At 72.0% G+C, this 23,677-nt stretch carries 17 protein-coding genes and 3 tRNA genes; 14 read left to right on the top strand and 6 right to left on the bottom strand.

The window, feature by feature from the left end:
- The first annotated feature begins 141 nt into the window (after positions 1–141).
- Positions 142–1,428 (top strand): adenylosuccinate synthase, encoded by a 1,287-nt coding sequence (locus tag BKA18_RS17270; RefSeq protein WP_093483954.1) that lies wholly within the window; start codon positions 142–144, stop codon positions 1,426–1,428.
- Between the two features lie 37 nt (positions 1,429–1,465).
- On the opposite strand, the gene BKA18_RS17265 is transcribed toward BKA18_RS17270, so the two are convergent.
- Positions 1,466–3,310 (bottom strand): serine/threonine-protein kinase, encoded by a 1,845-nt coding sequence (locus tag BKA18_RS17265; protein ID WP_366047011.1) that lies wholly within the window; start codon positions 3,308–3,310, stop codon positions 1,466–1,468.
- A 386-nt stretch (positions 3,311–3,696) separates the two neighbouring features.
- On the opposite strand from BKA18_RS17265, the gene BKA18_RS17260 reads away from it, so the two are divergent.
- From BKA18_RS17260 to BKA18_RS17245, 4 genes are all read left to right on the top strand, one after another.
- The gene (locus BKA18_RS17260) at positions 3,697–4,491 is read left to right on the top strand and encodes a CYTH domain-containing protein (protein WP_366047012.1); all 795 of its coding nucleotides are present in this window, start codon (positions 3,697–3,699) and stop codon (positions 4,489–4,491) included.
- Positions 4,492–4,670: 179 nt separating this feature from the next.
- Positions 4,671–6,044 carry an aspartate aminotransferase family protein gene (locus BKA18_RS17255; protein WP_366047013.1) on the top strand — a complete coding sequence of 458 codons (1,374 nt, stop codon included), beginning with the start codon at positions 4,671–4,673 and terminating at the stop codon, positions 6,042–6,044.
- A 195-nt stretch (positions 6,045–6,239) separates the two neighbouring features.
- Positions 6,240–6,917 carry a GntR family transcriptional regulator gene (locus tag BKA18_RS17250; RefSeq protein ID WP_006604665.1) on the top strand — a complete coding sequence of 226 codons (678 nt, stop codon included), beginning with the start codon at positions 6,240–6,242 and terminating at the stop codon, positions 6,915–6,917.
- Between the two features lie 95 nt (positions 6,918–7,012).
- Positions 7,013–7,663, top strand: a complete 651-nt coding sequence (locus BKA18_RS17245; protein WP_006604666.1) for a hypothetical protein — start codon at positions 7,013–7,015, stop codon at positions 7,661–7,663.
- A 111-nt stretch (positions 7,664–7,774) separates the two neighbouring features.
- On the opposite strand, the gene BKA18_RS17240 is transcribed toward BKA18_RS17245, so the two are convergent.
- Positions 7,775–8,536 carry an SLATT domain-containing protein gene (locus BKA18_RS17240; protein ID WP_366047014.1) on the bottom strand — a complete coding sequence of 254 codons (762 nt, stop codon included), beginning with the start codon at positions 8,534–8,536 and terminating at the stop codon, positions 7,775–7,777.
- Between the two features lie 291 nt (positions 8,537–8,827).
- On the opposite strand from BKA18_RS17240, the gene purD reads away from it, so the two are divergent.
- The 4 genes from purD (at position 8,828) to BKA18_RS17220 (ending at position 15,253) form a co-directional block, all read left to right on the top strand.
- Positions 8,828–10,102 (top strand): phosphoribosylamine--glycine ligase, encoded by a 1,275-nt coding sequence (purD, locus tag BKA18_RS17235; RefSeq protein ID WP_366047015.1) that lies wholly within the window; start codon positions 8,828–8,830, stop codon positions 10,100–10,102.
- 435 nt (positions 10,103–10,537) lie between these two features.
- Complete coding sequence (locus BKA18_RS17230) at positions 10,538–12,388, top strand: hypothetical protein (protein WP_366047016.1); 1,851 nt, start codon at positions 10,538–10,540, stop codon at positions 12,386–12,388.
- A gap of 272 nt (positions 12,389–12,660) precedes the next feature.
- Positions 12,661–14,142 (top strand): N,N-dimethylformamidase beta subunit family domain-containing protein, encoded by a 1,482-nt coding sequence (locus BKA18_RS17225; RefSeq protein WP_366047017.1) that lies wholly within the window; start codon positions 12,661–12,663, stop codon positions 14,140–14,142.
- A 211-nt stretch (positions 14,143–14,353) separates the two neighbouring features.
- Positions 14,354–15,253 (top strand): phosphoribosylaminoimidazolesuccinocarboxamide synthase, encoded by a 900-nt coding sequence (locus BKA18_RS17220; protein ID WP_366047018.1) that lies wholly within the window; start codon positions 14,354–14,356, stop codon positions 15,251–15,253.
- A gap of 84 nt (positions 15,254–15,337) precedes the next feature.
- Here the strand turns inward: BKA18_RS17220 and BKA18_RS17215 are convergent.
- The 4 genes from BKA18_RS17215 to BKA18_RS17200 form a co-directional block, all read right to left on the bottom strand.
- Positions 15,338–15,410, bottom strand: a tRNA-Gly gene (locus BKA18_RS17215).
- 1,328 nt (positions 15,411–16,738) lie between these two features.
- Positions 16,739–16,811 (bottom strand) — tRNA-Gly (locus BKA18_RS17210).
- A gap of 74 nt (positions 16,812–16,885) precedes the next feature.
- A tRNA-Gly gene (locus BKA18_RS17205) sits at positions 16,886–16,957 on the bottom strand.
- Positions 16,958–17,076: 119 nt separating this feature from the next.
- Positions 17,077–17,397, bottom strand: a complete 321-nt coding sequence (locus BKA18_RS17200; protein ID WP_026170169.1) for a histone-like nucleoid-structuring protein Lsr2 — start codon at positions 17,395–17,397, stop codon at positions 17,077–17,079.
- Positions 17,398–17,697: 300 nt separating this feature from the next.
- Between BKA18_RS17200 and purS the strand changes: the two genes are divergently transcribed.
- From purS to purF, 5 genes are all read left to right on the top strand, one after another.
- On the top strand, positions 17,698–17,943 hold the full coding sequence (gene purS / locus BKA18_RS17195) for a phosphoribosylformylglycinamidine synthase subunit PurS (RefSeq protein ID WP_366047019.1): 246 nt from the start codon (positions 17,698–17,700) through the stop codon (positions 17,941–17,943).
- Complete coding sequence (gene purQ, locus BKA18_RS17190; RefSeq protein WP_366047020.1) at positions 17,940–18,620, top strand: phosphoribosylformylglycinamidine synthase subunit PurQ; 681 nt, start codon at positions 17,940–17,942, stop codon at positions 18,618–18,620. The genes purS and purQ overlap by 4 nt, the downstream gene beginning before the upstream one ends.
- Positions 18,620–20,899, top strand: a complete 2,280-nt coding sequence (gene purL / locus BKA18_RS17185; RefSeq protein WP_366047070.1) for a phosphoribosylformylglycinamidine synthase subunit PurL — start codon at positions 18,620–18,622, stop codon at positions 20,897–20,899. Before purQ ends, purL begins: the two co-directional genes overlap by 1 nt.
- A 103-nt stretch (positions 20,900–21,002) precedes the next feature.
- Entirely contained in the window at positions 21,003–21,800 is a 798-nt protein-coding gene (locus BKA18_RS17180) for a maleylpyruvate isomerase family mycothiol-dependent enzyme (RefSeq protein WP_366047021.1), read from the top strand.
- Between the two features lie 299 nt (positions 21,801–22,099).
- Positions 22,100–23,659 carry an amidophosphoribosyltransferase gene (purF, locus tag BKA18_RS17175; RefSeq protein WP_006604677.1) on the top strand — a complete coding sequence of 520 codons (1,560 nt, stop codon included), beginning with the start codon at positions 22,100–22,102 and terminating at the stop codon, positions 23,657–23,659.
- Positions 23,660–23,677 lie beyond the last annotated feature (18 nt).

The following is a 23,677-nucleotide window of genomic DNA, read 5'->3' as shown; positions in this document are numbered from 1 at the left end:
GCCCCTTGCGCTATTGCGCCAGGGGCTTCGTCTATTCCGGGGCACCGGTTCGACGGCTCTGGCGATGACGTACGCGTGAACACGCACGTTGTCGCCATCCACGCACGTTGGACATGCCCCGCCCGGAAGGGGTGTACGCCTGTGCCCGCACTTGTGCTGCTCGGTGCTCAGTGGGGTGATGAGGGCAAGGGAAAGGCCACCGATCTGCTCGGTGGGTCCGTTGACTATGTGGTGCGCTACCAGGGCGGCAACAACGCCGGCCACACGGTCGTCGTCGGCGACCAGAAGTACGCACTGCACCTTCTCCCTTCCGGAATCCTCTCGCCGGGATGCACCCCGGTCATCGGCAACGGCGTGGTCGTCGACCCGGCGGTCCTGCTCTCCGAGCTGAGCGGACTCAACGAGCGTGGCGTCGACACGTCCAAGCTGCTGCTCAGTGGTAACGCGCATCTGATCACGCCGTACAACATCACCGTCGACAAGGTGACGGAACGGTTCCTCGGCAAGCGGAAGATCGGCACCACGGGGCGCGGCATCGGCCCGACCTACGCCGACAAGATCAACCGCGTCGGTATCCGCGTGCAGGACCTCTACGACGAGTCGATCCTCATGCAGAAGGTCGAGGCGGCGCTCGACGTCAAGAACCAGCTGCTGACCAAGCTCTACAACCGCCGCGCCATCGAGGCCGGCCAGGTCGTCGAGGAGCTGCTGGGCTACGCCGAGCAGATCAAGGGCTACGTCGCCGACACCACCCTGATCCTCAACAAGGCCCTCGACGACGACAAGGTCGTGCTCTTCGAGGGCGGCCAGGGCACGCTGCTCGACATCGACCACGGCACGTACCCCTTCGTCACGTCCTCGAACCCGACCGCGGGCGGCGCCTGCACGGGTGCCGGCGTCGGGCCCACGAAGATCAACCGCGTCATCGGCATCCTCAAGGCCTATACGACGCGCGTCGGTGCCGGTCCGTTCCCGACCGAGCTGTTCGACGAGGACGGCGAGGCGCTGCGCCGCATCGGCGGTGAGCGCGGTGTCACCACCGGCCGCGACCGCCGCTGCGGCTGGTTCGACGCGGTCATCGCCCGCTACGCGACCCGCGTCAACGGCCTGACGGACTTCTTCCTCACCAAGCTGGACGTGCTGACCGGCTGGGAGCAGATCCCGGTCTGCGTCGCGTACGAGATCGACGGCAAGCGCGTCGAGGAACTTCCCTACAGCCAGAGCGACTTCCACCACGCCAAGCCGGTCTACGAGACGCTGCCGGGCTGGTCCGAGGACATCACCAAGGCGAAGTCCTTCGCCGACCTGCCGAAGAACGCCCAGGCGTACGTCAAGGCGCTGGAGGAGATGTCCGGCGCCCCGATCTCCGCGATCGGCGTCGGCCCCGGCCGCGACGAGACCATCGAGATCAACTCGTTCCTGTCGTAGGACGGCAGGCACACCGCAGGCAGACACAGCCGCGCACCTACTCCGCCCGGGAGTAGGTGCGCGGCTGTTTGTCGTCGCCCAGGAACTCGCGGTGCAGGGTGCCGTCGCCGCCCAGGCGGAGGACGGAGGTGCTGCTCGCCGTGCAGCCGGGCGCGGGCCGGTCGACGACCGACGGGCCGACGGTCAGCGCTCCGCGCTCGGCCGCATAGAGATCGGCGTGCGCCGTGCAGCGGCCGCCGCGGCCCGCCACGACGGTGGTGAGCACCGTGCTGCCGGCCGGGGCCCTTCGGATGGTGAGCCGCTGGGTGCCGGTGTCGGTGCCGTCGTCCGGCCGCCGCTGCCAGGTGCCGAGGAAGCCGGCCGGGACGGTGCCGTCGGCCGGGCCGGTGCGGTGCAGGACCGCGGTGCGCCCGGCCGCCGCCCAGGTCAGGGTGGCGCCGCTGCCCGCTTCGAGGGTGTGCTCGCCGAGCGCGGAACAGCGGCCCGCGGGGACGGACCGGACGACCGTGGTGTCCAGCCGGAGCGCCGGATGCCCGTCGTGCGGGGTGACCGAGACCAGCTTGCCGTCGCTGCGGCACTCGTAGGTGGCGCCCAGGCTGGTGCTGTTCGCCACGACCTCGCCGACCGTGCCGTTGGTGAGCACGAACCGCCGCTGCTGCCCGGTGGGTTCCCCGTCCCGCAGTACCGGGCCGGACCAGGTGCCGAGGTAGCGGGCGGGGATGTCGGACGCGTGGTCGGCGCCGTCCGCCCCGCCGCTCAACAGCAGGGCCGCGGCTCCGGCCGCCGCGGCGCCGACGACGGCGGTGGCGAGGAGGGGGAGCCACCGGCGGCGCCGGCGGGGCGGCGGTGTGGCGTCGTCCCGGGGCGGCGGCACCGGCCCGGTCGCCTCCGGGGCCGTGGCGAGCGTCCGGGTCCGGGCCCCCGGCGGGGTGTCGGTGTCCAGGAGGCGTACGGCCTGCTGCCCCAGGCGCGCGATCAGTTCGGCCGGCAGCCAGGGAGCGGCCGGGGAGAGTGCCGGTCCGAGGCGGCCGGCGATCTCCTCAGGGGTGGGCCGCGCCGCCGGGTCCTTGGCCAGACAGTCCTGGAGCAGACCGCGGATCCCCTCCGGGGCGCCGCTCAGATCGGGCTCCTCCTGGGCGATCTTGAACATCACCGCGTGCAGACCCGAGGCGGCCCTGCCGAACGGCTGCCGCCCGGTCGCCGCGTACGCCAGCACCGAGCCCACACAGAACACGTCGCTCGCCGGGCCGACCCGATGCCCCTGGACCTGCTCGGGCGACATGAAGGCCGGCGAGCCGACGACCATGCCGGTACGGGTCTGCGTCCGGTCCCCGACCGTGTCCAGAGCCCGGGCGATACCGAAGTCGATGACCCGCGGCCCGTCGATGGTGAGCAGCACATTGGACGGCTTGAGGTCGCGGTGCACCAGACCGCCGCCGTGGATGTCGCGCAGCGCGCAGGCCAGCCCGTACGCCAGCCGCCGCAGCGAGTGCTCCGGCAGCGGGCCGTAGCTCCCGGGGCGGCCGTACGAGCCGCCGACGACCTCGCTGAGGGTGGGGCCCGCGATGTATCCGGTGGCGACCCATGGGACGGCGGCGTCGGTGTCGGCGTCCAGGACCGGGGCGGTCCAGCGCCCGCCGACCCGCCGTGCGGCCTCGACCTCGGCGCGGAAGCGGTCGCGGAACTCCTTCTCCGCGGCCAGCTCGGTCTTCACCAGCTTCACGGCGACGGTCCGGCCGCCCTCGGACCGGGCGAGGTAGACCCGCCCCATCCCGCCGCTGCCGAGGCGGCCGATCAGCCGGTAGTCCCCGATCCACCGCGGATCGTCGGCCGTTAGTCCGCCCAGTCCGCCCAGTCCGCCCAGTCCGCCCAGCCCGTCCATCCGGGCGCCCTCCCCCGTGTGTTGTTCCCCGTGCGTCGTTCTTCCCGTGCCTGCGGCGCGTTCCGGCAGCAGGCGTCCCCTGAGAGTAGGCGGCCGGGATCGCACGACGGCCGAAAGATCGTCACGACGGGAGAACGATCGGGGTCCGGGCGGAGCACGGCGGTCCGCATCCCTCCGCGGCCGGCCGCCGCCACCGAGGGGGCGCCACAACCGGCCGACTTTGTCCGAGACGCGGTGGGTGGCGGAGGTCGGTTTCCGCGTTCCGGAACTCCCCGGCGCCTCAAGGACGTAGAACGCGTACGACAACGACGCCTCCGCTACAGCCGCGCCTCCGACAACGGCGCCTCCGACAGCCACGCACCCGACGCCCAGCCGAAGGAGACCGTGTGATTCCCGCCGTACGTGCCCTCGCCCGCGCCGCCATGGCCGCGCGTCCCGTGCCGCTCACCGACGTACGGGCGCGGGCCGGCCTCCTCGATCCGTTCGACCGCAGCTACCTCGTCCCGGTCGAGGTCTTCACCGCCGTGGCGGCCGAACTCACCGACCGGCGCAGGCCGGGCGGCGCGTTCGTGGCCCTGTGCCACAACGGCCGCCGCTGGTTTCGCTGCCGCTCCGTCTACTACGACACCCCCGATCTGCGGTCCTTCCACGACCACCGACTGGGCCGCCGGGCGCGCTACTCGATTCGGGAGGCGCTCTGCGAGGACACCGGGGAGCGGCAGTTCGAGATCGAGCTCACCGGAGGGCGCGGCGCACCGGTCATACACCGGCGGCCGCTGCTGCCGGGTGACGCGGCGCTCGGCCCGGCCTCGCGCGGATTCCTCGCCTCCGTACTGGAGCGCTCCTACGGCATCGCGCCCCCCGACGGCCTGGGCCGCGTCCTCGAAACCGACTGCACCCGGGCCACCCTGGTCGCGGACGGACAGCGCCTCACCTGTGACGCGGCGCTGCGCTGCCGGGACGTGGCGACCGGCCGCACGGTGCGCGCCGAGGGCGGACTGGTCCTCGTACGGACCCGCACCGCCGGCCGGCCGGGCGAGGCGGACCGGCTGCTGGACGACTGCGGTATACGCGCCGGGGAATTCACCGCCCACTGCGGCGGGTTGTCGGCACTGCGCCCGGAGCTGACCGCCCATCCCTCACGGCGGGTGATACGCACGGTCTTCCCCGCGGCCGGCTGACCTCCCGGCGTCCGCCCCGGAGGCCGGGAGGTCAGCCGGCCCGTAGACAGTCTGTCCGCGCGCGTGGTGAGCGCCATACACAATGTCGGTGTTGTCCGGTGCCCTGTGATCCCTACGCTGAGGTCGTTCGCCGCGCCCATCCCCGGCGGACCCGAGCGACCCGATCCGAGGTACTGACCGTGACCACGACGCAACCCTCCTCCGCCGCTGCCGACCCCGCGACCGGTGCGGCCGTCAAGGCCACCGACCGTGCGCATGTCTTCCACTCCTGGTCCGCGCAGGGACTGATCGACCCGCTGCCGATCGCGGGCGCCGAGGGCGCGTACTTCTGGGACTACGACGGCAACCGCTACCTCGACTTCTCCTCCCAGCTGGTCAACACCAACATCGGCCACCAGCACCCCAAGGTCGTCGCGGCGATCCAGGAGCAGGCCGCGAAGCTGTGCACCATCGCACCGGGCTTCGCCGTGGACGTCCGGTCCGAGGCCGCCCGGATGGTCGCCGAGCGCACCCCCGGCGACCTCGACAAGATCTTCTTCACCAACGGCGGTGCGGAGGCCGTGGAGAACGCGGTCCGGATGGCCCGGCTGCACACCGGCCGCGCCAAGGTGCTGTCCGCCTACCGCTCGTACCACGGCGCCACCGCCGCCGCGATCAACCTGACCGGTGACCCGCGCCGCTGGCCCTCCGACACCGCCTCGGCCGGTGTCGTCCACTTCTGGGGTCCGTTCCTCTACCGCTCGGCCTTCCACGCCGAGAGCGAGCAGCAGGAGTGCGAGCGCGCCCTCGCGCACCTGGAGCAGACGATCGCCTTCGAGGGCCCGCAGTCGATCGCGGCGATCATCCTGGAGACCGTGCCCGGCACCGCGGGGATCATGGTCCCGCCGGCCGGCTACCTCGCCGGGGTCCGCGAGATCTGCGACCGCCACGGCATCGTCTTCATCCTCGACGAGGTCATGGCGGGCTTCGGCCGTACGGGCAAGTGGTTCGCCGCCGAGCACTTCGGCGTCACCCCCGACCTGCTGACCTTCGCCAAGGGCGTCAACTCCGGCTATGTCCCGCTGGGCGGCGTGGCGATCAGCGCCGAGATCGCGGCCACCTTCGACCAGCGCCCCTACCCGGGCGGTCTGACCTACTCCGGACACCCCCTGGCCTGCGCCTCCGCCGTCGCCACCATGAACGCGATGACCGAGGAGCGGATCGTGGAGAACGCCGCCGAGATCGGCGAGAAGGTCATCGGCCCCGCGCTGCACGAGATCGCCGGACGCCACCCGTCGGTCGGCGAGGTCCGCGGTATGGGCGTCTTCTGGGCCCTGGACCTGGTCAGGAACAAGGAGACCCGCGAGCCGCTGGTCCCGTACAACGCGTCCGGCGCCGCCAACGCTCCGATGGCCGAGTTCGCCGCGGCCTGCAAGCGCGGCGGACTGTGGCCGTTCGTGAACATGAACCGGACGCATGTCGTCCCGGCCTGCACGATCACCGAGGCCGAGGCCAAGGAAGGCCTCGCCGCCCTCGACGAGGCCCTGACGGCGGCCGACGCACACACCGTCTGAGCCCTCGGCGGCGGTGGCCGCACCCCGTCCGAGCTGTGACCTGCGGTGCCCGCGCGCACGGAAACCGCAGGTCACCGCCGCCCCCTGGCACCTCCCGGAGCAGCCTCGCCCGGCGGCCCGCCGCGGCTCTCGCCTATCGTGGGCGGGGGCCGCTCCCACCTGCGCGGTCAGGATGGCGCGAAGGAGACGCACGAGATGGCCGCCGGCGGAGACAGCTCAGTCATACGACGCAGCACCCTGCGCCAGCAGATCGCCGACGCGCTGCGCGACGAGATCCTGGCCGGCCGGCTGCCCTGCGGCCACCCGTTCACCGTCAAGGAGATCGCCGAGCAGTACGGCGTCTCCGCCACCCCGGTGCGCGAGGCGCTGCTCGATCTGTGCGCCCAGGGCCTGCTCGACGTCGAACAGCACCGCGGCTACAAGGTGCACGCCTTCACCTCCGACGACTTCCGCGCCATGGTCGAGGCCCGCACGCTGATCATCGAGGGCATCTTCCGCAGCGGCGCCGACTTCGCCCTGCGCGCCACCCCCGCCGAGGTGCTGGTCTCCATCCGGCGCCGCGCCGACGAGGCCGAGCGGGCCGCCCGGGCCGGCGACCTCGACGTCCTCATCGGCTACGACCTGCGGTTCTGGCGCGAGCTCAGCAGCATCGTGCGCAACGCCTACATCAGCGATTTCCTCGACCGGATCCGCGTCCAGACCTGGATGTTCGCGGTGCCGCTGCTGCGCCGGCAGCCCGACCTCCGGGGTCATCTGTGGCAGGGCCACAGCGCGCTGGCCGACGCCCTGATCCACCACGACCTGGCCACCGCCCAGCGGCTGATCGCGGAGTACAACGAGCACACCCTCGCTCTCGTCGGAACGCGCGGCTAGCACTACGCTGTCCCGACCGTCGGCCGTAATGGGCCGTACCCGTGGCCGTACGTGCGCCGGAGTCCCTGTTCCCGACCGGAAGCGAGCTCTCACTCGTGGCATGTGACCTGTGGCTGGTACCCCTCGTCGATGTGCTGTGCCACAGCCCCGACAACCCGTTCTCCGAAGAGATCGCCGCCTATGACAAGGCCCTGACGGAAGCGGGCCTGCCGGCGGTCCCGGTCTTCAGCTACATGCCGGGTCTCTCCGGTGACGTCGCGCCCATCGCCGGCTTCGACTACGACGCACTGCACTTCCTGCGCCGCGCCTACCTGCTGCGACTGTGCGGCCTGGAGGTGACCCCGGTCGACGAACTGGGCGGCGACTACGAGCAGTTGCTGGAGATGTTCGAGGCCACCGCGCAGGAGTCCCATCTGGTGTGGCACTACGACCACGCGGGTGCGTACGTCCCGGTCGACTTCCCGCATCCGCTCGCCAACGACGAACTGCTGGAGGGCGGCGGCCCGCTGGGCTCCTCGCACGGTCTGCTGCGCGAACTCGAACTCGTCGCGCCCTCCCTCGGTATCGATCCGGCCAATCCGCCGGCCGCACCCGCACCGCCGGCCGGGCCCACCTCACTGGAGGAGCGGGCGAGCGCGGTGCCCCTGGACGACAGCCCGTTCGCCCGGGAGCGGCACGTGTGGCTCGGCCTGCATGCGGCCGCCACCCGGAGCCTGGGCCAGGGCTCCATGATCGTCTTCAGCTGACCCGGAGCCGTACGGGCGGGAGCGGGGCGGCGGCGGGGCGCCGGAAGCCGGGGGAGCCCCGGCCGCTCCCGCCGCGCGCCGGGTCCGTACGGCGGTGCGGGCGGCCCGAGTTCAGCGCGGTGACTCCGGTGGCCGCTGCCGCGGCATGTTCGGGCGGGTGCCCGGCGGCGGCAGCGGGTACCGCGCCTGCGGCGCCGCGCCCTCCTGCCGCGGCGCCCACGGCACCATCGACTGCGTCGCCTGCGGCACCGGCCCGGCCCGGAACTCCGCCATCCAGTCGGCCGTTTCGGCCCGCACCAGCTCCCCCAGGTCCTCGTTGAACCGCCGCAGCACCCCCAGACAGCGCTCCGCCGCCTCGCCCGCCGTGCCCTCGGCCGGCCCGAGCACCTCGCGCACGCCGGCCGCCGCCCAGTCGAACTGCAGCGCCTCCAGCCGCCGGTGGATCGCCTGAGCGGTCGCCAGGTCCCGCATCCAGCCCGTCGTCACCCCGAAGTACCGGTCAGCGCCCACACACACCGCCGCCAGCAGCAGCGACAGACAGCCCCAGGACGCCCCGCCCGGCCAGACCCCGGCCAGATCCAGCAGCGGCAGCGCCCCGCCCACCGTCACCCCGGCCGCGGCACCCAGCCGCAGCACCCGCGCCCCGCGCCGTTTGCCCAGCCGGTCGTGCAGATACCAGTCGGCGGCGCGCAGCGCGCCCTCCTCGGTCCACAGATAGAGCGCGTCCAGACGGTCGGCCGGCTCGCCCCAGTCGCCGAGCGGAAAGACCCGCCCCGCAAGATCTCTCCGGCCGGAGGCCCGGCGGCCGTTCTCCCGCGTGGGGCTGCCGCCCTCCCGAGGGGGTCCCTCGGGCTGCATCTCCGGCTGACTCACCCGTGCACTCCCTCTCCATGGCTCTCTTCCGATACGTGCGATGCACGCGTGACCTCCGGGACGGTCGTTGCACGCAGCCCCCTACTTCCTACCGCCGAACGGCTGGCGTCGGCCCCACGATCACACGCTTTCCGCCCGGAAGGAGTGCCATGTCGGGTATAGGGGCATCGGGCAACTCACCCGAAAGAGTTGCCGCCGCGGCGACGTACGGTTTCCGGCCGCTTCGCGCCCGCCCGCCGCCGGGGACCGGCCGACGTCGGGCCGGCCGACGCTCTCGTCTAGGCTGCCACCGTGAAGGTCCTCGTCATCGGCGGCGGCGCCCGCGAACACGCCCTGTGCCGCTCTCTGTCCCTCGACCCCGACGTCACCGCGCTGCACTGCGCTCCCGGCAACGCCGGCATCGCCGAGGTGGCCGAATTGCATGGGGTCAACGCCCTCGACGGCGCCGCCGTCGCCGACCTCGCCGTCGGCCTCCGGGCCGACCTGGTCGTCGTCGGCCCGGAGGCCCCCCTGGTGGCGGGCGTCGCGGACGCCGTACGCGACCGCGGCATCCCGGTGTTCGGCCCCTCGGCCGAGGCCGCCCAGCTGGAGGGCTCCAAGGCCTTCGCCAAGGATGTGATGGCCGCCGCGGCCGTCCCCACCGCCCGCAGCTACGTCTGCACCACCCCGGAAGAGATCGACGAGGCCCTGGACGCCTTCGGGGCGCCGTACGTCGTCAAGGACGACGGCCTGGCGGCCGGCAAGGGCGTCGTGGTCACCGAGGACGTCGCGACGGCCCGCGCGCACGCCCTGGCCTGCGACCGCGTCGTCATCGAGGAGTTCCTCGACGGCCCCGAGGTCTCCCTCTTCGCGATCACCGACGGCGAGAGTGTCGTCCCGCTGCAGCCCGCCCAGGACTTCAAGCGCGCCTACGACGGCGACGAGGGCCCCAACACCGGCGGCATGGGCGCGTACAGCCCGCTGCCCTGGGCCGACCCCCAGCTGGTCGACGAGGTCATGGCCACCGTCCTGCAGCCCACCGTCGACGAGCTGCGCCGCCGCGGCACCCCGTTCTCCGGGCTGCTCTACGCGGGCCTGGCGATCACCTCCCGCGGGGTGCGCGTGATCGAGTTCAACGCGCGCTTCGGCGACCCGGAGACCCAGGTCGTCCTCGCCCGTCTCAAGACCCCGCTCGGCGGGCTGCTCACCGCGGCCGCCACCGGCAACCTCGCCGCTCTCCCGCCGCTGCGCTGGCGCGACGACGCCGCGGTCACGGTCGTCATCGCCTCGCACAACTACCCGGACACCCCGCGCACCGGCGACCCCATCGCGGGCCTGGCCGAGGTCGCGGAGCAGGACGCGCCGGACGCCTACGTCCTGCACGCCGGCACCAAGCGTGACGACACCGGCGCGGTGCTCAGCGCGGGGGGCCGGGTGCTGTCCGTCACCGCCACCGGCGCCGACCTCACCACCGCCCGCTCGCGCGCCTACCGCGCCGTGGACCGGATCCGGCTGGACGGCTCCCAGCACCGCACGGACATCGCCGCCAAGGTCGCGGACGAGGCGGCTCAGGCGCCGGGCGCGTAGCGGGAGCGGGCGCGCGGGGCGCACCCGCTCCGGCCGGCGAGATCTCTTCTGGGGCATATGTCACATACCGTGGCATATGCCCCAGTCTTTGTGGGTGCAGACAGGGCCGAATCGCCCGCTGCCCACATCATCCCGGCACCGGTTCCCGGCTTTGCCCAAAGCCATTCCATCGGGTGACCGCACCACATATCCCGCTGACGGGGCACGCACCCCCAACTAGGGTGCCGCGCAAGCGTCCTGCGGTGGTGGTGCCGGAATCCGGCACGGTTGCCGCGGTGGCGTCCGGCAACTGGCTCACCGGCATTGCGATGTCAGTGGCCGGTGCCACAGTGGTGGTGGAGCGCTCGCGCGCATCACCCGACGCGCACATCTCGTACGTCCGTCCCGTGTTCTCTCCGTCCGGCTCCGTCAGGACAGCAGGGGGTGTACAGGCTCGTGGCAAGTCCGGAAACAGGCGTCCTGGCGGCGCGTGCCCGCGCCCTTGCCGTGCTGCGGATCCGCAGCACGGCAAGGGCGGTGGCGCTGCTGCCCGCGGCGGCGGCCGTGGTGCTGTTCGCCGGCCGGGCGACCGGCCGGCTCGGCGCCGGCTGGGATCTCGCCGGCTGGATCGCCGGCGGTGCCGCCGTGGTCAGCCTGCTGCTGGCCGGGCTGGTCACCGCCGTCGTCGCGCGCGCCCGGCCCGCCCTCAGCCCGTCCGTGCCGATCTCCGAGAAGTCGGCCCCCGATCTCTACCGCCTCGTCCGCGATCTCGCCGAGCGCCTGGAGGTCCCCGCGCCCTCGGCCATAGCGCTCACCCCGGACTGCGACAGCTGGCTGGAGGACCGCACCCACCGCGCACACGGCCCGCCCCGCCGCCTCCGCAGACCGGACGGTGCGGGGCGCCGGGCCCCCGAGGCACCGGTCCTGGTCATCGGCTCACCGTTCCTGTGGTGGATGCGGGTCGCCGAGCTGCGCGCCCTGCTGGCGCCCGTCGTCGCCGGCACCGGTCCCTCGGCCCACCCCGACATAGCCGCCGCCCGCCGGTTCATCCGCGGCCTGGACGCCGCCGTCGCGGTCTCGGCCCGCGCCGGGGGCCGGCTGCGCGGTCTGCCGCTGCGCTTCGTCGGCCGGGTGGCGCGCCTGCTGCTGCGCGCCGGCCGCGAGCACGCCACGATCATGGAGCGCGCCGTCGCGGCCGCCGCCTCCGAGCGCGCCCAGAACGTCGACTACGGCCTGCGGATCGTCGCCCAGGAGCAGGTCGGCCTGGCGTACGCGGGCTGGGACCGGCTGCTGACCCGGGTCGCGCTGCCCGCCTGGCGGATGGGCCGCTGGCCGTCCCGGCTGGACGCCGGCGTGGTCTCCGCGCTCACCGAACTCTCCCGCCGCGACCGCCTCGCCGACGGCTTCGCCTCCCGCCTCGGCGAGCGCCCCGCCTGCGACCTCCTGGAGGAGCCCGGCGCCATCGACCGCGCCGCCTCCCTGCTGGCTGCCCGGCTCTTCCACGGCGGCCCCGCCGAGCCGGGACCGGACTGGTCACCGGTCGGCTGGCAGCAGTATCCGGAAGAGGTCGTGGACCGGAAATGGCGTCTGGAGGCCGCCCGCCTCCATCGCGTTCTCGACAATCTTCCGGCCACCGCGCTTCCCGCGGCCCCGCCCGCTACGGGTGCCGACCCCGCCGCTTCGCCCCTCACGTACGCCCACACCCCGGCCCATGCGCCCGCGGGCCGCCGCCGGGCAGCGCCCGGACCCGACGGCCGCCCGGCCGTGAGCCCGCCCGCCGACGGCCCGCCGCGCACCGAGAGCCCGCCGCCCGCCGACGGCCCGCCGGCCGCACCGGCCCCGGGCCCGACGCTGGCCCGGGTCATCGACCGGCTCGTCCAGGACGAGCGCGCTGGCGACCTGGTGGCCGCCCGGCTGGGCGCGGAGGTCGAGCGGGAGGAGCGCGAGGAGGCGGCCCGGCAGGCCGCCCGCGGCCGCTGTGAGCAGGACGCCGCCATCGGCGTGGCCTGGGGCGACGGCCTGGCCGAGGGCGGCCTTCCGCTGTTCCCGCTGCAACCGCCCCGCACCGGCCGCGAACTCCTCGCCGACCACGTCACCGCCATGGTCTGCTGCGCCGCCGTCGACACCGCCGGTGCCACCCCGGGCCTGGACTGGCTCGACGGCCCGGCGCTGCTGGTCGACGGCGCCCGCCGGGCCGACCTCGGCCGCCCGGTGCTCAGCCTGGTCGACGACGGGGATGCCGGGCCGCTCCGCGGCTGGCTGACGACCGTCGGCGTCCGCCCCGAAAAGCCGGTCCGGCTGGTATGACTCGACGGCCGCAGCTGCCCGCAACCACTGCCGCAAGGACGCGCATCGGGCAGCGAGATCCGGGCCGGTCGTCCGGGGCCGCTCGTCCCACCGGCTGAATGTTCCCTTCCAGTTCGCATTTCGGGGGCGGTGCCCTCTAAATTCACGACGAAGGGTGACGAAGTGAGTGCGTAATGTGATGTGCTGGGGGATGGCCGGCCGGGTCTGCTCAGCCGGGCGCAGCACCGGCCCGTCGGCCCGGGCCGACGGGGGATGCGGGAGGGGAGTGGAAGGTGGCGACGGATCAGATCAGGCGCTGGGAATCGGGCGCGCTGGCGCACGCGGTCACGGACCCGTTCGGACAGGGCCCGCTGCCCTGGCTGCGCGGAAGTGAGACGTACTTCAAATCCGGCCACATCATTCCCTGGTACGTCGACCCCGCCGTGGCCCAGGGCGATCTGCGCGAGCCCGTACCCCACAAGCACAACGGCCCGCGCACCGCCGATGACGTCCACCGCCAGATCAAAGGTTTCGCCGGCACCGGCGCGGTGGCCCCCGGCGAGGCCATCGACTTCCGGGTCTCGGTCGATCCGCCCCAGCCGTTCAGCATCGACATCTACCGCATCGGCCACTACGGCGGCACGGGCGCCCACAAGGTCACCACCAGCCCCCGCCTGGCCGGCATCGTCCAGCCGCCCCCGATGGCGGTCGAGCGCACGGTCTCCTGCCACCACTGGTGGCTGTCCTGGCGCCTCCAGGTCCCCACGTACTGGAACCTCGGCGCCTATGTCGCGGTCCTGACCACCGCCGACGGCCGCTACCGCTCCCACATCCCCTTCACGGTCCGCGACAACCAGCCCGCCGACCTCCTCCTGCTGCTGCCCGACATCACCTGGCAGGCCTACAACCTCTACCCGGAGGACGGCCGCACCGGCGCCAGCCTCTACCACGCCTGGGACGAGCAGGGCGCGCTGCTCGGCGAGCGGGACGCCGCCACCACCGTCTCCTTCAACCGCCCCTACGCCGGCGCCGGACTGCCCCTCCATGTCGGCCATGCCTACGACTTCATCCGCTGGGCGGAGCGCTACGGCTACGACCTCGCCTACGCCGACGCCCGCGATCTGCACGCCGGCCGGGTCGACCCGTCCCGCTACCGCGGCCTGGTCTTCCCCGGCCACGACGAATACTGGTCGGTGCCCATGCGCCGCACGGTCGAGAGCGCCCGCGACACCGGCACCTCCCTTGTCTTCCTGTCCGCCAACACCATGTACTGGCAGGTCGAGCTCTCCCCGTCGCCCTCGGGCCCGGATTCGCTGCTGAAGTGCCGCAAGCGGCAGGGCCCCGGCCGTCCCGCGCTCTGGCGCGAGCTGGGCGAACCCGAGCAGCGGCTGATGGGCATTCAGTACGCCGGACGGGTCCCCGAGCCGGCGCCCCTGGTCGTCCGTAACGGCGAGCACTGGCTGTGGGAGGCCACCGGCGCCCATGAGGGCGACGAACTGCCCGGCCTGGTCGCCGGGGAAGCCGACCGCTACTTCCCCCGCACCAGCCTCCCCGACCACAGCGAACGCATCCTGCTCGCGCACTCCCCCTATCGCGACACCGAAGGGGCCCGCCGCCATCAGGAGACCTCCCTCTACCGCGCCCCCAGCGGCGCCTGGGTCTTCGCCTCCGGCACCTTCGCCTGGTCCCCCGCCCTCGACCGCCCCGGCCATGTCGACCAGCGCATCCAGCGCGCCACCGCCAACCTCCTGGACCGCATCTGCAAACGCGACTGAACCCGCCGGCCCAGGTCGGCAGAAACGTTGCCGTACGCCGTACCGCGCGGCCGCACCCCTGGTGACCGCCCGCGGGCCGATCGCCCGCCGAGGCTTCCGCTTCGGCGGGCGACGATCACCGCCACCGGGCGCATCCGGCCCCCGCCCGTCACCACCGCCCGCGGTGAGGGAGAATCGAGGGGATTCCTGGATCAACCTACGCGGAGGAAGCGTGCCCGGTTTTGTAGAAAAGCCTGAGCCGGTGGAGGTCCCCGGGCTCACCCACCTCCACACCGGGAAGGTCCGCGACCTCTACCGGAACGCCGCCGGCGAGCTGGTCATGGTCGCCAGCGACCGCACCTCCGTCTACGACTGGGTGCTGCCCACCGAGATCCCCGACAAGGGGCGCATCCTCACCCAGCTGTCCCTGTGGTGGTTCGAGCAGCTCACCGACCTGGTCCCGAACCACGTCCTGTCCACCGACGTCCCGCCCGGCGCCCCCGCCGACTGGGAGGGCCGCACCCTGGTCTGCAAGTCGCTGGACATGGTCCCCGTCGAGTGCGTGGCCCGCGGCTACCTCACCGGCTCCGGCCTGGCCGAATACCGGCAGACCCGTACGGTCTGCGGGCTGGCCCTCCCCGAAGGCCTGGTCGACGGCTCCGAGCTGCCCGCCCCGATCTTCACCCCGGCCACCAAGGCCGCCGTCGGCGACCACGACGAGAACGTCTCCTTCGAGGAGGTCGCCCACCAGGTCGGTGCCGAAGTCGCCGCCGAGCTGCGGCACACGACCCTCGCCGTCTACGGCCGGGCCCGCGACGTCGCCCGTGAGCGCGGCGTCATCCTGGCGGACACCAAGTTCGAGTTCGGCTTCGACGGGGAGCGGCTGACCCTGGCCGACGAGGTCCTGACGCCCGACTCCTCGCGCTTCTGGCCGGCCGATCTGTGGCAGCCGGGCCGCGCCCAGCCGTCGTTCGACAAGCAGTTCGTCCGCGACTGGCTGACCTCCCCCGCCGCGGACTGGGACCGTACGGGCGAGCTCCCGCCGCCCGCCCTTCCGCCGGAGATCGTCGAGAGCACCCGCGCCAAGTACGCCGAGGCCTACCAGCGCCTCACGGGTCTTCCCTGGTCGTAGCCGCACGCGGCCCGGGCTCCGAGGGCCCGGGCGCACGAAAAGACCCCGGCCGATATCTCTACCGACCGGGGTCTTCCCCTTCTGAGCGGACGACGAGGCTCGAACTCGCGACCTCAACCTTGGCAAGGTTGCGCTCTACCAACTGAGCTACGTCCGCATGCCCCGCACAAGGCTCCTGAAATCAGTCGCCGCCGCGCGGTGCGGGGACCACTATAGCCAACCTCGCCGGCGGGCGAGCCGCGCCGCCGCCCGGCAGTTCTCCGCGCCCGGCTTCGCGCTCGCCGCCGCGCGGTGCTCCCGGACCGTCCCCGGCGACGACGACGCCCGCCGGCCGATCTCCGTGACCGCCGCCCCGGCCACCGCGCATTCCCCCAGTCCGGCCTCCCGAACGGCTGGCGGCGAGCCCCCGGCACCGATCGCCTCCGCCGCCAACTCCGGGCCCGCACCACGTCTTCCGGCGCACACCGTGCGGACGATCCCGGCCGGCCACTACGTCGACACCGTCGTCGGCACGAAGCCCCGCACCGCCGCCTCCAGCGCCCGCCTCCGATGCCCCGCCCGCCCGTGGCCCTCACGATCACCGCCCAGCAGCCCGGCACCTCACCCCGCGACGATGTGGCCACCGCCACACCGCCACACTGCCCGCCCCCGCCTCCGCAGATCCAGCCGAGGAACGAGGAACTCGGACAGGAACGCGGCGCCGGCCAGGATTTCCGCATCCGTCACTTCACCGGTGCACAGCCGCGGGAGCGCCTTTTCTTCACGCCGTGCGGCATAGGCGCCACGAGGGGGAGTGGACAGCAAAGATCAAGACGCCGTGCCGCATCGTTTCGGCCGACAGTCCGGTGCGACCGGGCCCATTCCGCCGACCGCCCCTTTCCCCGCGAGCGCCCTGGCGACCGCGATGTCCGACGAAGTGGTGGATGTGGACTTGTTGCAGCCCGGAAGCACCAACTCGGCCTGCGCCAGGGGCAGCAGACGGGCCACACTCCCGGTTTGCGCCGAGTTTTTCGCCGCGGCATTGCCCAGGCGGTGTCCCCTACTTCCCCTCACGCCTTCCCCCGCCCCTTTGCCATCCGGAGAAAATCCCCTTCCGGGGATGCGGATCTGACGTCCGGTCCGCGCGGCGTTATCCCCACGTTCCGCGCCCGGAGCGGCACTCCGGTCGCGGCCCGCCGCACAGCCGCGCGATCCGGAGTGCCGGCCGTTCGAACGGCGGCGACATTGCGTCTGCGAAGCCCGGTGACGTCGATCACACTGCCCCCGCAAGGGGCGCTTCCGCCCCCGCTCGCGAGGATTTTCTCCCCCGATGTTCATGAGCCCAGCGTTTCGCCGGATCACGGTTCCGGTCAGTGCGGCCCGTCATCAGCCGAGGACAAATGTCGGTTGCCGGTGCCGGGAGTGCGGGAAGTGACCGGAGTGTGTGAAGGGAGGCAGAGAAATGAAGAAGGCCCCGGTCGTGATGACCGGGGCCTTCTTATTCTGAGCGGACGACGAGGCTCGAACTCGCGACCTCAACCTTGGCAAGGTTGCGCTCTACCAACTGAGCTACGTCCGCAGGCATCCACTCGGCTTTCACCGAGCGGCGCGACAGCTACTCTACCTGATCCATTGGACTGGTCGAGCAGTCAGAGCGGGTGACAGGGATTGCACACTGCGCCTCCCCCTTGGAAAGGGGGCGCTCTACTACTGAGCTACACCCGCGTGACTCCGTGAGGTCCGGCCTGTCGGCCTCGCCCCTCGGCGTGCTCCAGACTCTAGCTGATCAGTAGGGGTGCTGTGCAAGTCGGCTGCGCCCGGGCCGGGGGACGCCGGCAAGTCGGTTAGTGATTGGCGGCGTTGAAGGCCTCGTACACCTTCTTCGGGATCCGGCCGCGCGGCGGGACGTCCATCTGGTTCGAGCGGGCCCAGGCACGGACGGCCGCGGGATCGGGGGTCACCGCGGTGCGGTGGTAGGCCTTGCCGGACTTGGCCCGCTTGCGGCCGGCCTCGACGAACGGAGCGAGGGCACCGCGCAGTTTCTTCGCATTGGCGGGATTGAGGTCGATCTCGTACGACTTCCCGTCCAATCCGAAGGCGACCGTCTCTGCGGCTTCTCCTCCGTCGATGTCATCGGAGAGCGTTACTACTACGCGCTGCGCCACGGATATCGGTCCTTTCGTGGAGCGACCCCTTGTTGACATGGGGTGATGCTCCGGATCCGGCTGATTGGGATCAATGCTTTTTCATTTGTACAGCGATGGGCATTGCATTGTGAAGCCCAGTTAATTTTGTCAGCGTGTCTTCCCGCAATCCGGACCCCGGATCTTTTCGAGAATTTTTCCTGAGCTGCACTCCTGTCGATACCGGACCGTGATCGGGCGTCCCGCATATCTATGCGCGTAGATTTTCGAACACGGTACTGTGAGGACACCGCCTTACGCACCACACCACCGGGAGTGCCAGTGGCACGCGTCGTAGTCGACGTCATGCTCAAGCCGGAGATCCTCGACCCGCAGGGGCAGGCGGTGCAGCGCGCACTGCCACGCCTGGGCTTCGAGGGGATCGCCGACGTCCGTCAGGGCAAGCGTTTCGAACTTGAGGTGGAGGGTCCGGTCGACGACGCCGCCCTCACTCGCATCCATGAGATGGCCGAGACCTTCCTCGCCAACACCGTCATCGAAGACTTCACCGTGCGGGTCGACTCATGACCTCGCGGATCGGAGTCATCACCTTCCCCGGCACGCTCGACGACCGCGACACCCAGCGCGCGGTCCGGGTCGCCGGAGCCGAACCGGTGCCGCTGTGGCACCGCGACAAGGACCTCAAGCAGGTCGACGCCGTGGTGCTGCCCGGTGGTTTCTCCTACGGGGACTATCTGCGGGCCGGGGCCATCTCCCGTTTCTCGCCGGTGATGGAGACCGTGATCGCGCAGGCGAAGGCCGGTATGCCGGTCCTCGGTATCTGCAACGGCTTCCAGGTGCTCACCGAGACCCATCTGCTGCCCGGCGCCATGCTGCGCAACAACCATCTGCACTTCATCTGCCGTGATCAGAAGCTGCGGGTGGAGAACGCGGAGACCTCCTGGACCGCGGACTACACGTCCGGGCAGGAGATCAGCATTCCGCTGAAGAACATCGACGGCCGGTACGTCGCCGACGAGCGGACGCTCGACATGCTGGAGGCCGAGGGCCGGGTCGCCTTCCGCTACCTGGACGGCAACCCGAACGGTTCGCTCCGTGACATCGCCGGCATCACGAACGAGGCGGGCAATGTCGTCGGCCTCATGCCGCACCCCGAGCACGCCGTGGAGTCGCTGATCGGTACGGGCCGTACCGACGGCCTCGGATTCTTCACCTCGATCCTGAAGAAGCTGGTCAACGCATGATGGCCGAGCGAAGCGAGGGCACCATTAAGCACAGCCTCGACACCGTCAAGCACGCAGCCGAGACGCCGGACACCGACCAGCCGTGGGCCGAGCTCGGCCTGAAGCAGGACGAGTACCAGCGCATCCGGGAGATCCTCGGCCGCCGTCCCACCGGCGCCGAACTCGCCATGTACTCGGTCATGTGGTCCGAGCACTGCTCCTACAAGAGCAGCAAGGTCCATCTGAAGCAGTTCGGCGAGAAGGCCCCCGAGAATGACGCGCTGCTCGTCGGCATCGGCGAGAACGCCGGTGTCGTCGACGTCGGCCAGGGCTACGCCGTCACGTTCAAGGTGGAGTCCCACAACCACCCCTCGTACATCGAGCCCTACCAGGGCGCGGCCACCGGCGTCGGCGGCATCGTCCGCGACATCCTCGCCATGGGCGCCCGCCCGGTCGCCGTCGTCGACCCGCTGCGGTTCGGCGCCGCCGACCACCCCGACACCAAGCGCGTCCTGCCGGGCGTGGTCGCGGGCATCGGCGGCTACGGCAACTGCCTGGGCCTGCCCAACATCGGCGGCGAGGTCGTCTTCGACCCCTGCTACCAGGGCAACCCGCTGGTCAACGCCGGCTGCATCGGCGTGATGAAGCACGAGGACATCCACCTCGCCAAGGCCTCCGGCGCCGGCAACAAGGTCATCCTCTACGGCGCCCGCACCGGCGGCGACGGCATCGGCGGCGTCTCGGTCCTGGCGTCCGAGACCTTCGACGACACCAAGCCCGCCAAGCGCCCCGCCGTCCAGGTCGGTGACCCCTTCCAGGAGAAGCTGCTCATCGAGTGCACCCTGGAGATCTTCAAGGCGGACCTGGTCGCCGGTATCCAGGACCTCGGCGGCGCCGGGCTGTCCTGCGCCACCAGCGAGCTGGCCTCGGCCGGTTCCGGCGGTATGCGCGTCGAGCTGGACACCGTCCCGCTGCGTGACTCCTCCCTCTCGCCCGAGGAAATCCTCATGAGCGAGTCGCAGGAGCGGATGTGCGCGATCGTCGAGCCCGGCAAGGTCGACCGCTTCCTGGAGATCTGCGAGAAGTGGGACGTCATCGCCACCGTCATCGGTGAGGTGACGGACGGCTCGCAGCTGGAGATCTTCTGGCACGGCGAGCAGATCGTGGACGTGCCGCCGCGCACCGTCGCGCACGAGGGCCCGGTCTACCAGCGCCCCTACGCGCGCCCCGACTGGCAGGACGCCCTCCAGGCCGACGACGCCGCCAAGCTGGCCCGCCCGGCCGACGCCGAGGAGCTGCGCGCGCAGGTCCTGCAGCTGGTGGCCTCGCCCAACCAGGCCTCCAAGGCGTGGATCACCGACCAGTACGACCGGTTCGTGCAGGGCAACACCGTCCTGGCGCAGCCGGAGGACTCCGGCATGGTCCGGATCGACGAGGACACCAACCTCGGTGTCGCGCTCGCCACGGACGGCAACGGCCGCTACACCAAGCTCGACCCGTACGCGGGAGCCCAGCTGGCGCTGGCCGAGTCGTACCGCAACGTCGCCGCGTCCGGGGCGAAGCCGCTGGCGGTCTCCGACTGCCTGAACTTCGGCTCGCCCGAGGACCCGGCGGTGATGTGGCAGTTCGCCGAGGCCACCCGCGGTCTCGCGGACGCCTGCCAGACCCTTGGCACGCCGGTCACCGGCGGCAACGTCTCGCTCTACAACCAGACCGGCGAGGTGGCGATCCACCCGACCCCGGTCGTCGCGGTGCTGGGCGTGATCGACGATGTGAACCGCCGTACGCCGATCGGCTTCGCGGAGGAGGGACAGCTGCTCTACCTCCTCGGTGACACCCGCGAGGAGCTGGGCGGTTCGGCCTGGTCGCAGGTCGTGCACGAGCACCTCGGTGGTCTGCCGCCGAAGGTGGACCTGGAGCGCGAGCGGCTGCTGGCCGAGGTGCTGATCTCCGCCTCCCGCGACGGCATGATCGACGCCGCGCACGACCTCTCCGACGGCGGTCTGATCCAGGCCCTGGTGGAGTCGTGCCTGCGCGGCGGCAAGGGCGCCCGTGTGGTGGTTCCGGACGGGCTGGACCCCTTCGTCCTGCTGTTCTCCGAGTCGGCGGGCCGTGCGGTCGTCGCCGTCCCGCGCAGCGAGGAGCTCCGCTTCACCGACATGTGCGGTGCGCGGGGGCTGCCGGCCACCCGGATCGGTGTGGTCGACGGCGACGAGATCGACATCCAGGGCCAGTTCAGCATCCCGCTGAGCGAGCTGAAGGCGGCCCACGAGGCGACGATCCCGGGCCTCATCGCCTGATCATCGTCCGGAAGGAGCCGCGGCCCGCACGCATGGTGCGGACCGCGGCTCCTGCCATGAATTCGACGGCGCGCGGGCCCGCGGCCCCAGTAGCCTCGGCACCATGTCTCCCGCCCGCGGTACGTCCCGCGCCCGCAGCTACGACCCCGCCAGGACCCGTGCCGCCGTCGCCGTCCAGCTCGCCCATGTGCGCACGGCCGTAGGGGAGTTGGCCGCCGAGCAGTACGCGCTGCCGACCCGGCTGGGGGACTGGACGGTGCGGGAGCTGGTGGCGCACATGGCCATGTTCCTGGGCAGCGTGGCGCGCAGCCTGGAGCTGCCGACGCCGTCGCGAGCGGAGGCCACCTTGCAGGAGTATCCGTTCGCGTCCGCGCCGTTCGCCGCCGCGATCGACGAACGCACCCGCGAGCTGGCCGCCGGCGACGATCCGGCGGAGCTGCTGACCCGCACCGCCGACGAGTTCGAGCGGATCCTGTCCGAGCTGCCCGACGACCGTCTGCTGGCCGTACGGCCCGGTGCGATGCGACTCGGTGACTATCTGGTCACCCGCTGCCTCGAACTCGTCGTGCACGGTGACGACCTGGCGGCGGCGACCGGCGCGAAGATCCCGTACGACCGCCAGGCCTTGGCCGCCACCACCCGGCTGCTGGCCGACGCGCTGGCGGCCAAGGCGCCCGGCGGGTCGGTCGAGGTCCGGATTCCGCCGTTCGCCGTGGTGCAGTGCGTGGCGGGCCCCAAGCACACCCGCGGCACCCCGCCCAATGTCGTCGAGACCGACCCGCTGACCTGGATCCGGCTCGCCACCGGCCGTACGTCCTGGGCCGAGGCGCTGGACGCGGCGACCGTCAGCGCCAGCGGCGAGCGGTCCGACATCAGCGGATATCTGCCCCTGCTGAGCTGACGGGGGCGGGTCCGGCACCGGACGCGGCGACGGTCCGGCGCCCGCAGCGACGGCGGCCGCGGGGCGTCGCGCATCTCACACGGAGCGGGACGCACTCCCGTGGCCGCAAGATCCACCCGGCCGTCGCTCCGCGCCCCGCGCCCGGCCGCGCACCAGGTGAGTCAAGGGATCCGGGGGGCGGGCCGCCCCCTGCGGGGCGTGGGCACGTCAAGGCGAGCGGCCCCTCGTTCATGCACTCGTCCAGATCCAAAGTCATCCCCGGTTCGGATGAATCCGCGACCTGCCCTAGACTCGGTGCCGTGCCACGTGGTGACGGACGACTCAGCCACGACCTGCTCCCCGGTGAGAAGGGCCCCCAGGACGCTTGCGGCGTCTTCGGTGTCTGGGCTCCGGGTGAAGAGGTCGCCAAACTCACCTATTTCGGGCTGTATGCGCTGCAGCACCGTGGACAGGAGTCCGCGGGCATCGCGGTGAGCAACGGCTCCCAGATCCTCGTTTTCAAGGACATGGGCCTGGTTTCCCAGGTCTTCGACGAGACTTCCCTCGGCTCCCTCCAGGGCCACATCGCCGTGGGCCATGCCCGCTACTCCACCACCGGTGCCTCGGTGTGGGAGAACGCCCAGCCGACGTTCCGTGCCACCGCGCACGGCTCCATCGCGCTCGGCCACAACGGCAACCTGGTGAACACCGCCGAGCTCGCGGACCTCGTCGCCGCGCTGCCCCGTGAGGGCGGCCGGGCGACCCAGGTCGCGGCCACCAACGACACCGACCTGGTCACGGCCCTGCTGGCCGGTCAGGTCGACGAGGAGGGCAAGCCGCTGACCGTCGAGGAGGCCGCCCCGCGCGTCCTGCCGAAGGTCATGGGCGCCTTCTCGCTCTGCTTCATGGACGAGCACACGCTCTACGCCGCCCGCGACCCGCAGGGCATCCGCCCGCTGGTCCTGGGCCGCCTGGAGCGCGGCTGGGTGGTGGCCTCCGAGACCGCCGCCCTGGACATCTGCGGCGCCAGCTTCATCCGCGAGATCGAGCCCGGCGAGATGGTCGCCATCGACGAGAACGGCCTGCGCAGCAGCCGCTTCGCCGAGGCCCGTCCCAAGGGCTGTGTCTTCGAGTACGTCTACCTCGCCCGCCCGGACACCGACATCGCCGGCCGCAACGTGTACCTCTCCCGGGTGGAGATGGGGCGCAAGCTCGCCGCCGAGGCACCCGCCGACGCCGACCTGGTGATAGCGACTCCGGAGTCCGGCACCCCGGCCGCCGTCGGGTACGCCGAGGCCAGCGGCATCCCGTACGGCTCGGGCCTGGTCAAGAACTCCTACGTCGGCCGGACCTTCATCCAGCCCTCGCAGACCATCCGCCAGCTCGGCATCCGCCTCAAGCTCAACCCCCTCAAGGAAGTCATCCGCGGCAAGCGCCTGGTGGTCGTCGACGACTCGATCGTCCGCGGCAACACCCAGCGCGCGCTCGTACGGATGCTCCGCGAGGCCGGCGCGGCCGAGGTCCACATCCGGATCTCCTCCCCGCCGATCAAGTGGCCGTGCTTCTTCGGCATCGACTTCGCCACCCGCGCCGAGCTGATCGCCAACGGGCTGTCGGTCGAGGAGATCGGCAAGTCCCTGGGCGCCGACTCCCTCGCGTACATCTCCATCGACGGCATGATCGAGGCGACCACGATCGCCAAGCCGAATCTGTGCCGCGCCTGCTTCGACGGCGAGTACCCGATGGAGCTGCCCGACCCGGATCTGCTGGGCAAGCACCTCCTGGAGTCGGAGACCGCGAGCCGGACGAAGTCCGATGTGGACGGCGTCCAGACGCTCACCGCCGGGGTCGGCGGCGCCGACGCGCTGCGTCGCCCGTAGAGCTCGTCCACACACGAC

Origin of the sequence: Streptomyces auratus, from assembly GCF_050433025.1 — a bacterium.
In the GTDB taxonomy this organism is placed as follows: Bacteria; Actinomycetota; Actinomycetes; order Streptomycetales; family Streptomycetaceae; genus Streptomyces; species Streptomyces sioyaensis.
This window is presented reverse-complemented; position numbering and strand designations above follow the sequence as displayed.

Bases quoted from the DNA above. Each gene is read 5' to 3' on its own strand.
- BKA18_RS17265 (WP_366047011.1), bottom strand. From the start codon at position 3,310: ATGGACGGGCTGGGCGGACTGGGCGGACTGGGCGGACTGGGCGGACTA.
- BKA18_RS17250 (WP_006604665.1), top strand. From the start codon at position 6,240: ATGGCCGCCGGCGGAGACAGCTCAGTCATACGACGCAGCACCCTGCGC.
- purQ (WP_366047020.1), top strand. From the start codon at position 17,940: ATGACCTCGCGGATCGGAGTCATCACCTTCCCCGGCACGCTCGACGAC.
- purL (WP_366047070.1), top strand. From the start codon at position 18,620: ATGGCCGAGCGAAGCGAGGGCACCATTAAGCACAGCCTCGACACCGTC.
- BKA18_RS17180 (WP_366047021.1), top strand. From the start codon at position 21,003: ATGTCTCCCGCCCGCGGTACGTCCCGCGCCCGCAGCTACGACCCCGCC.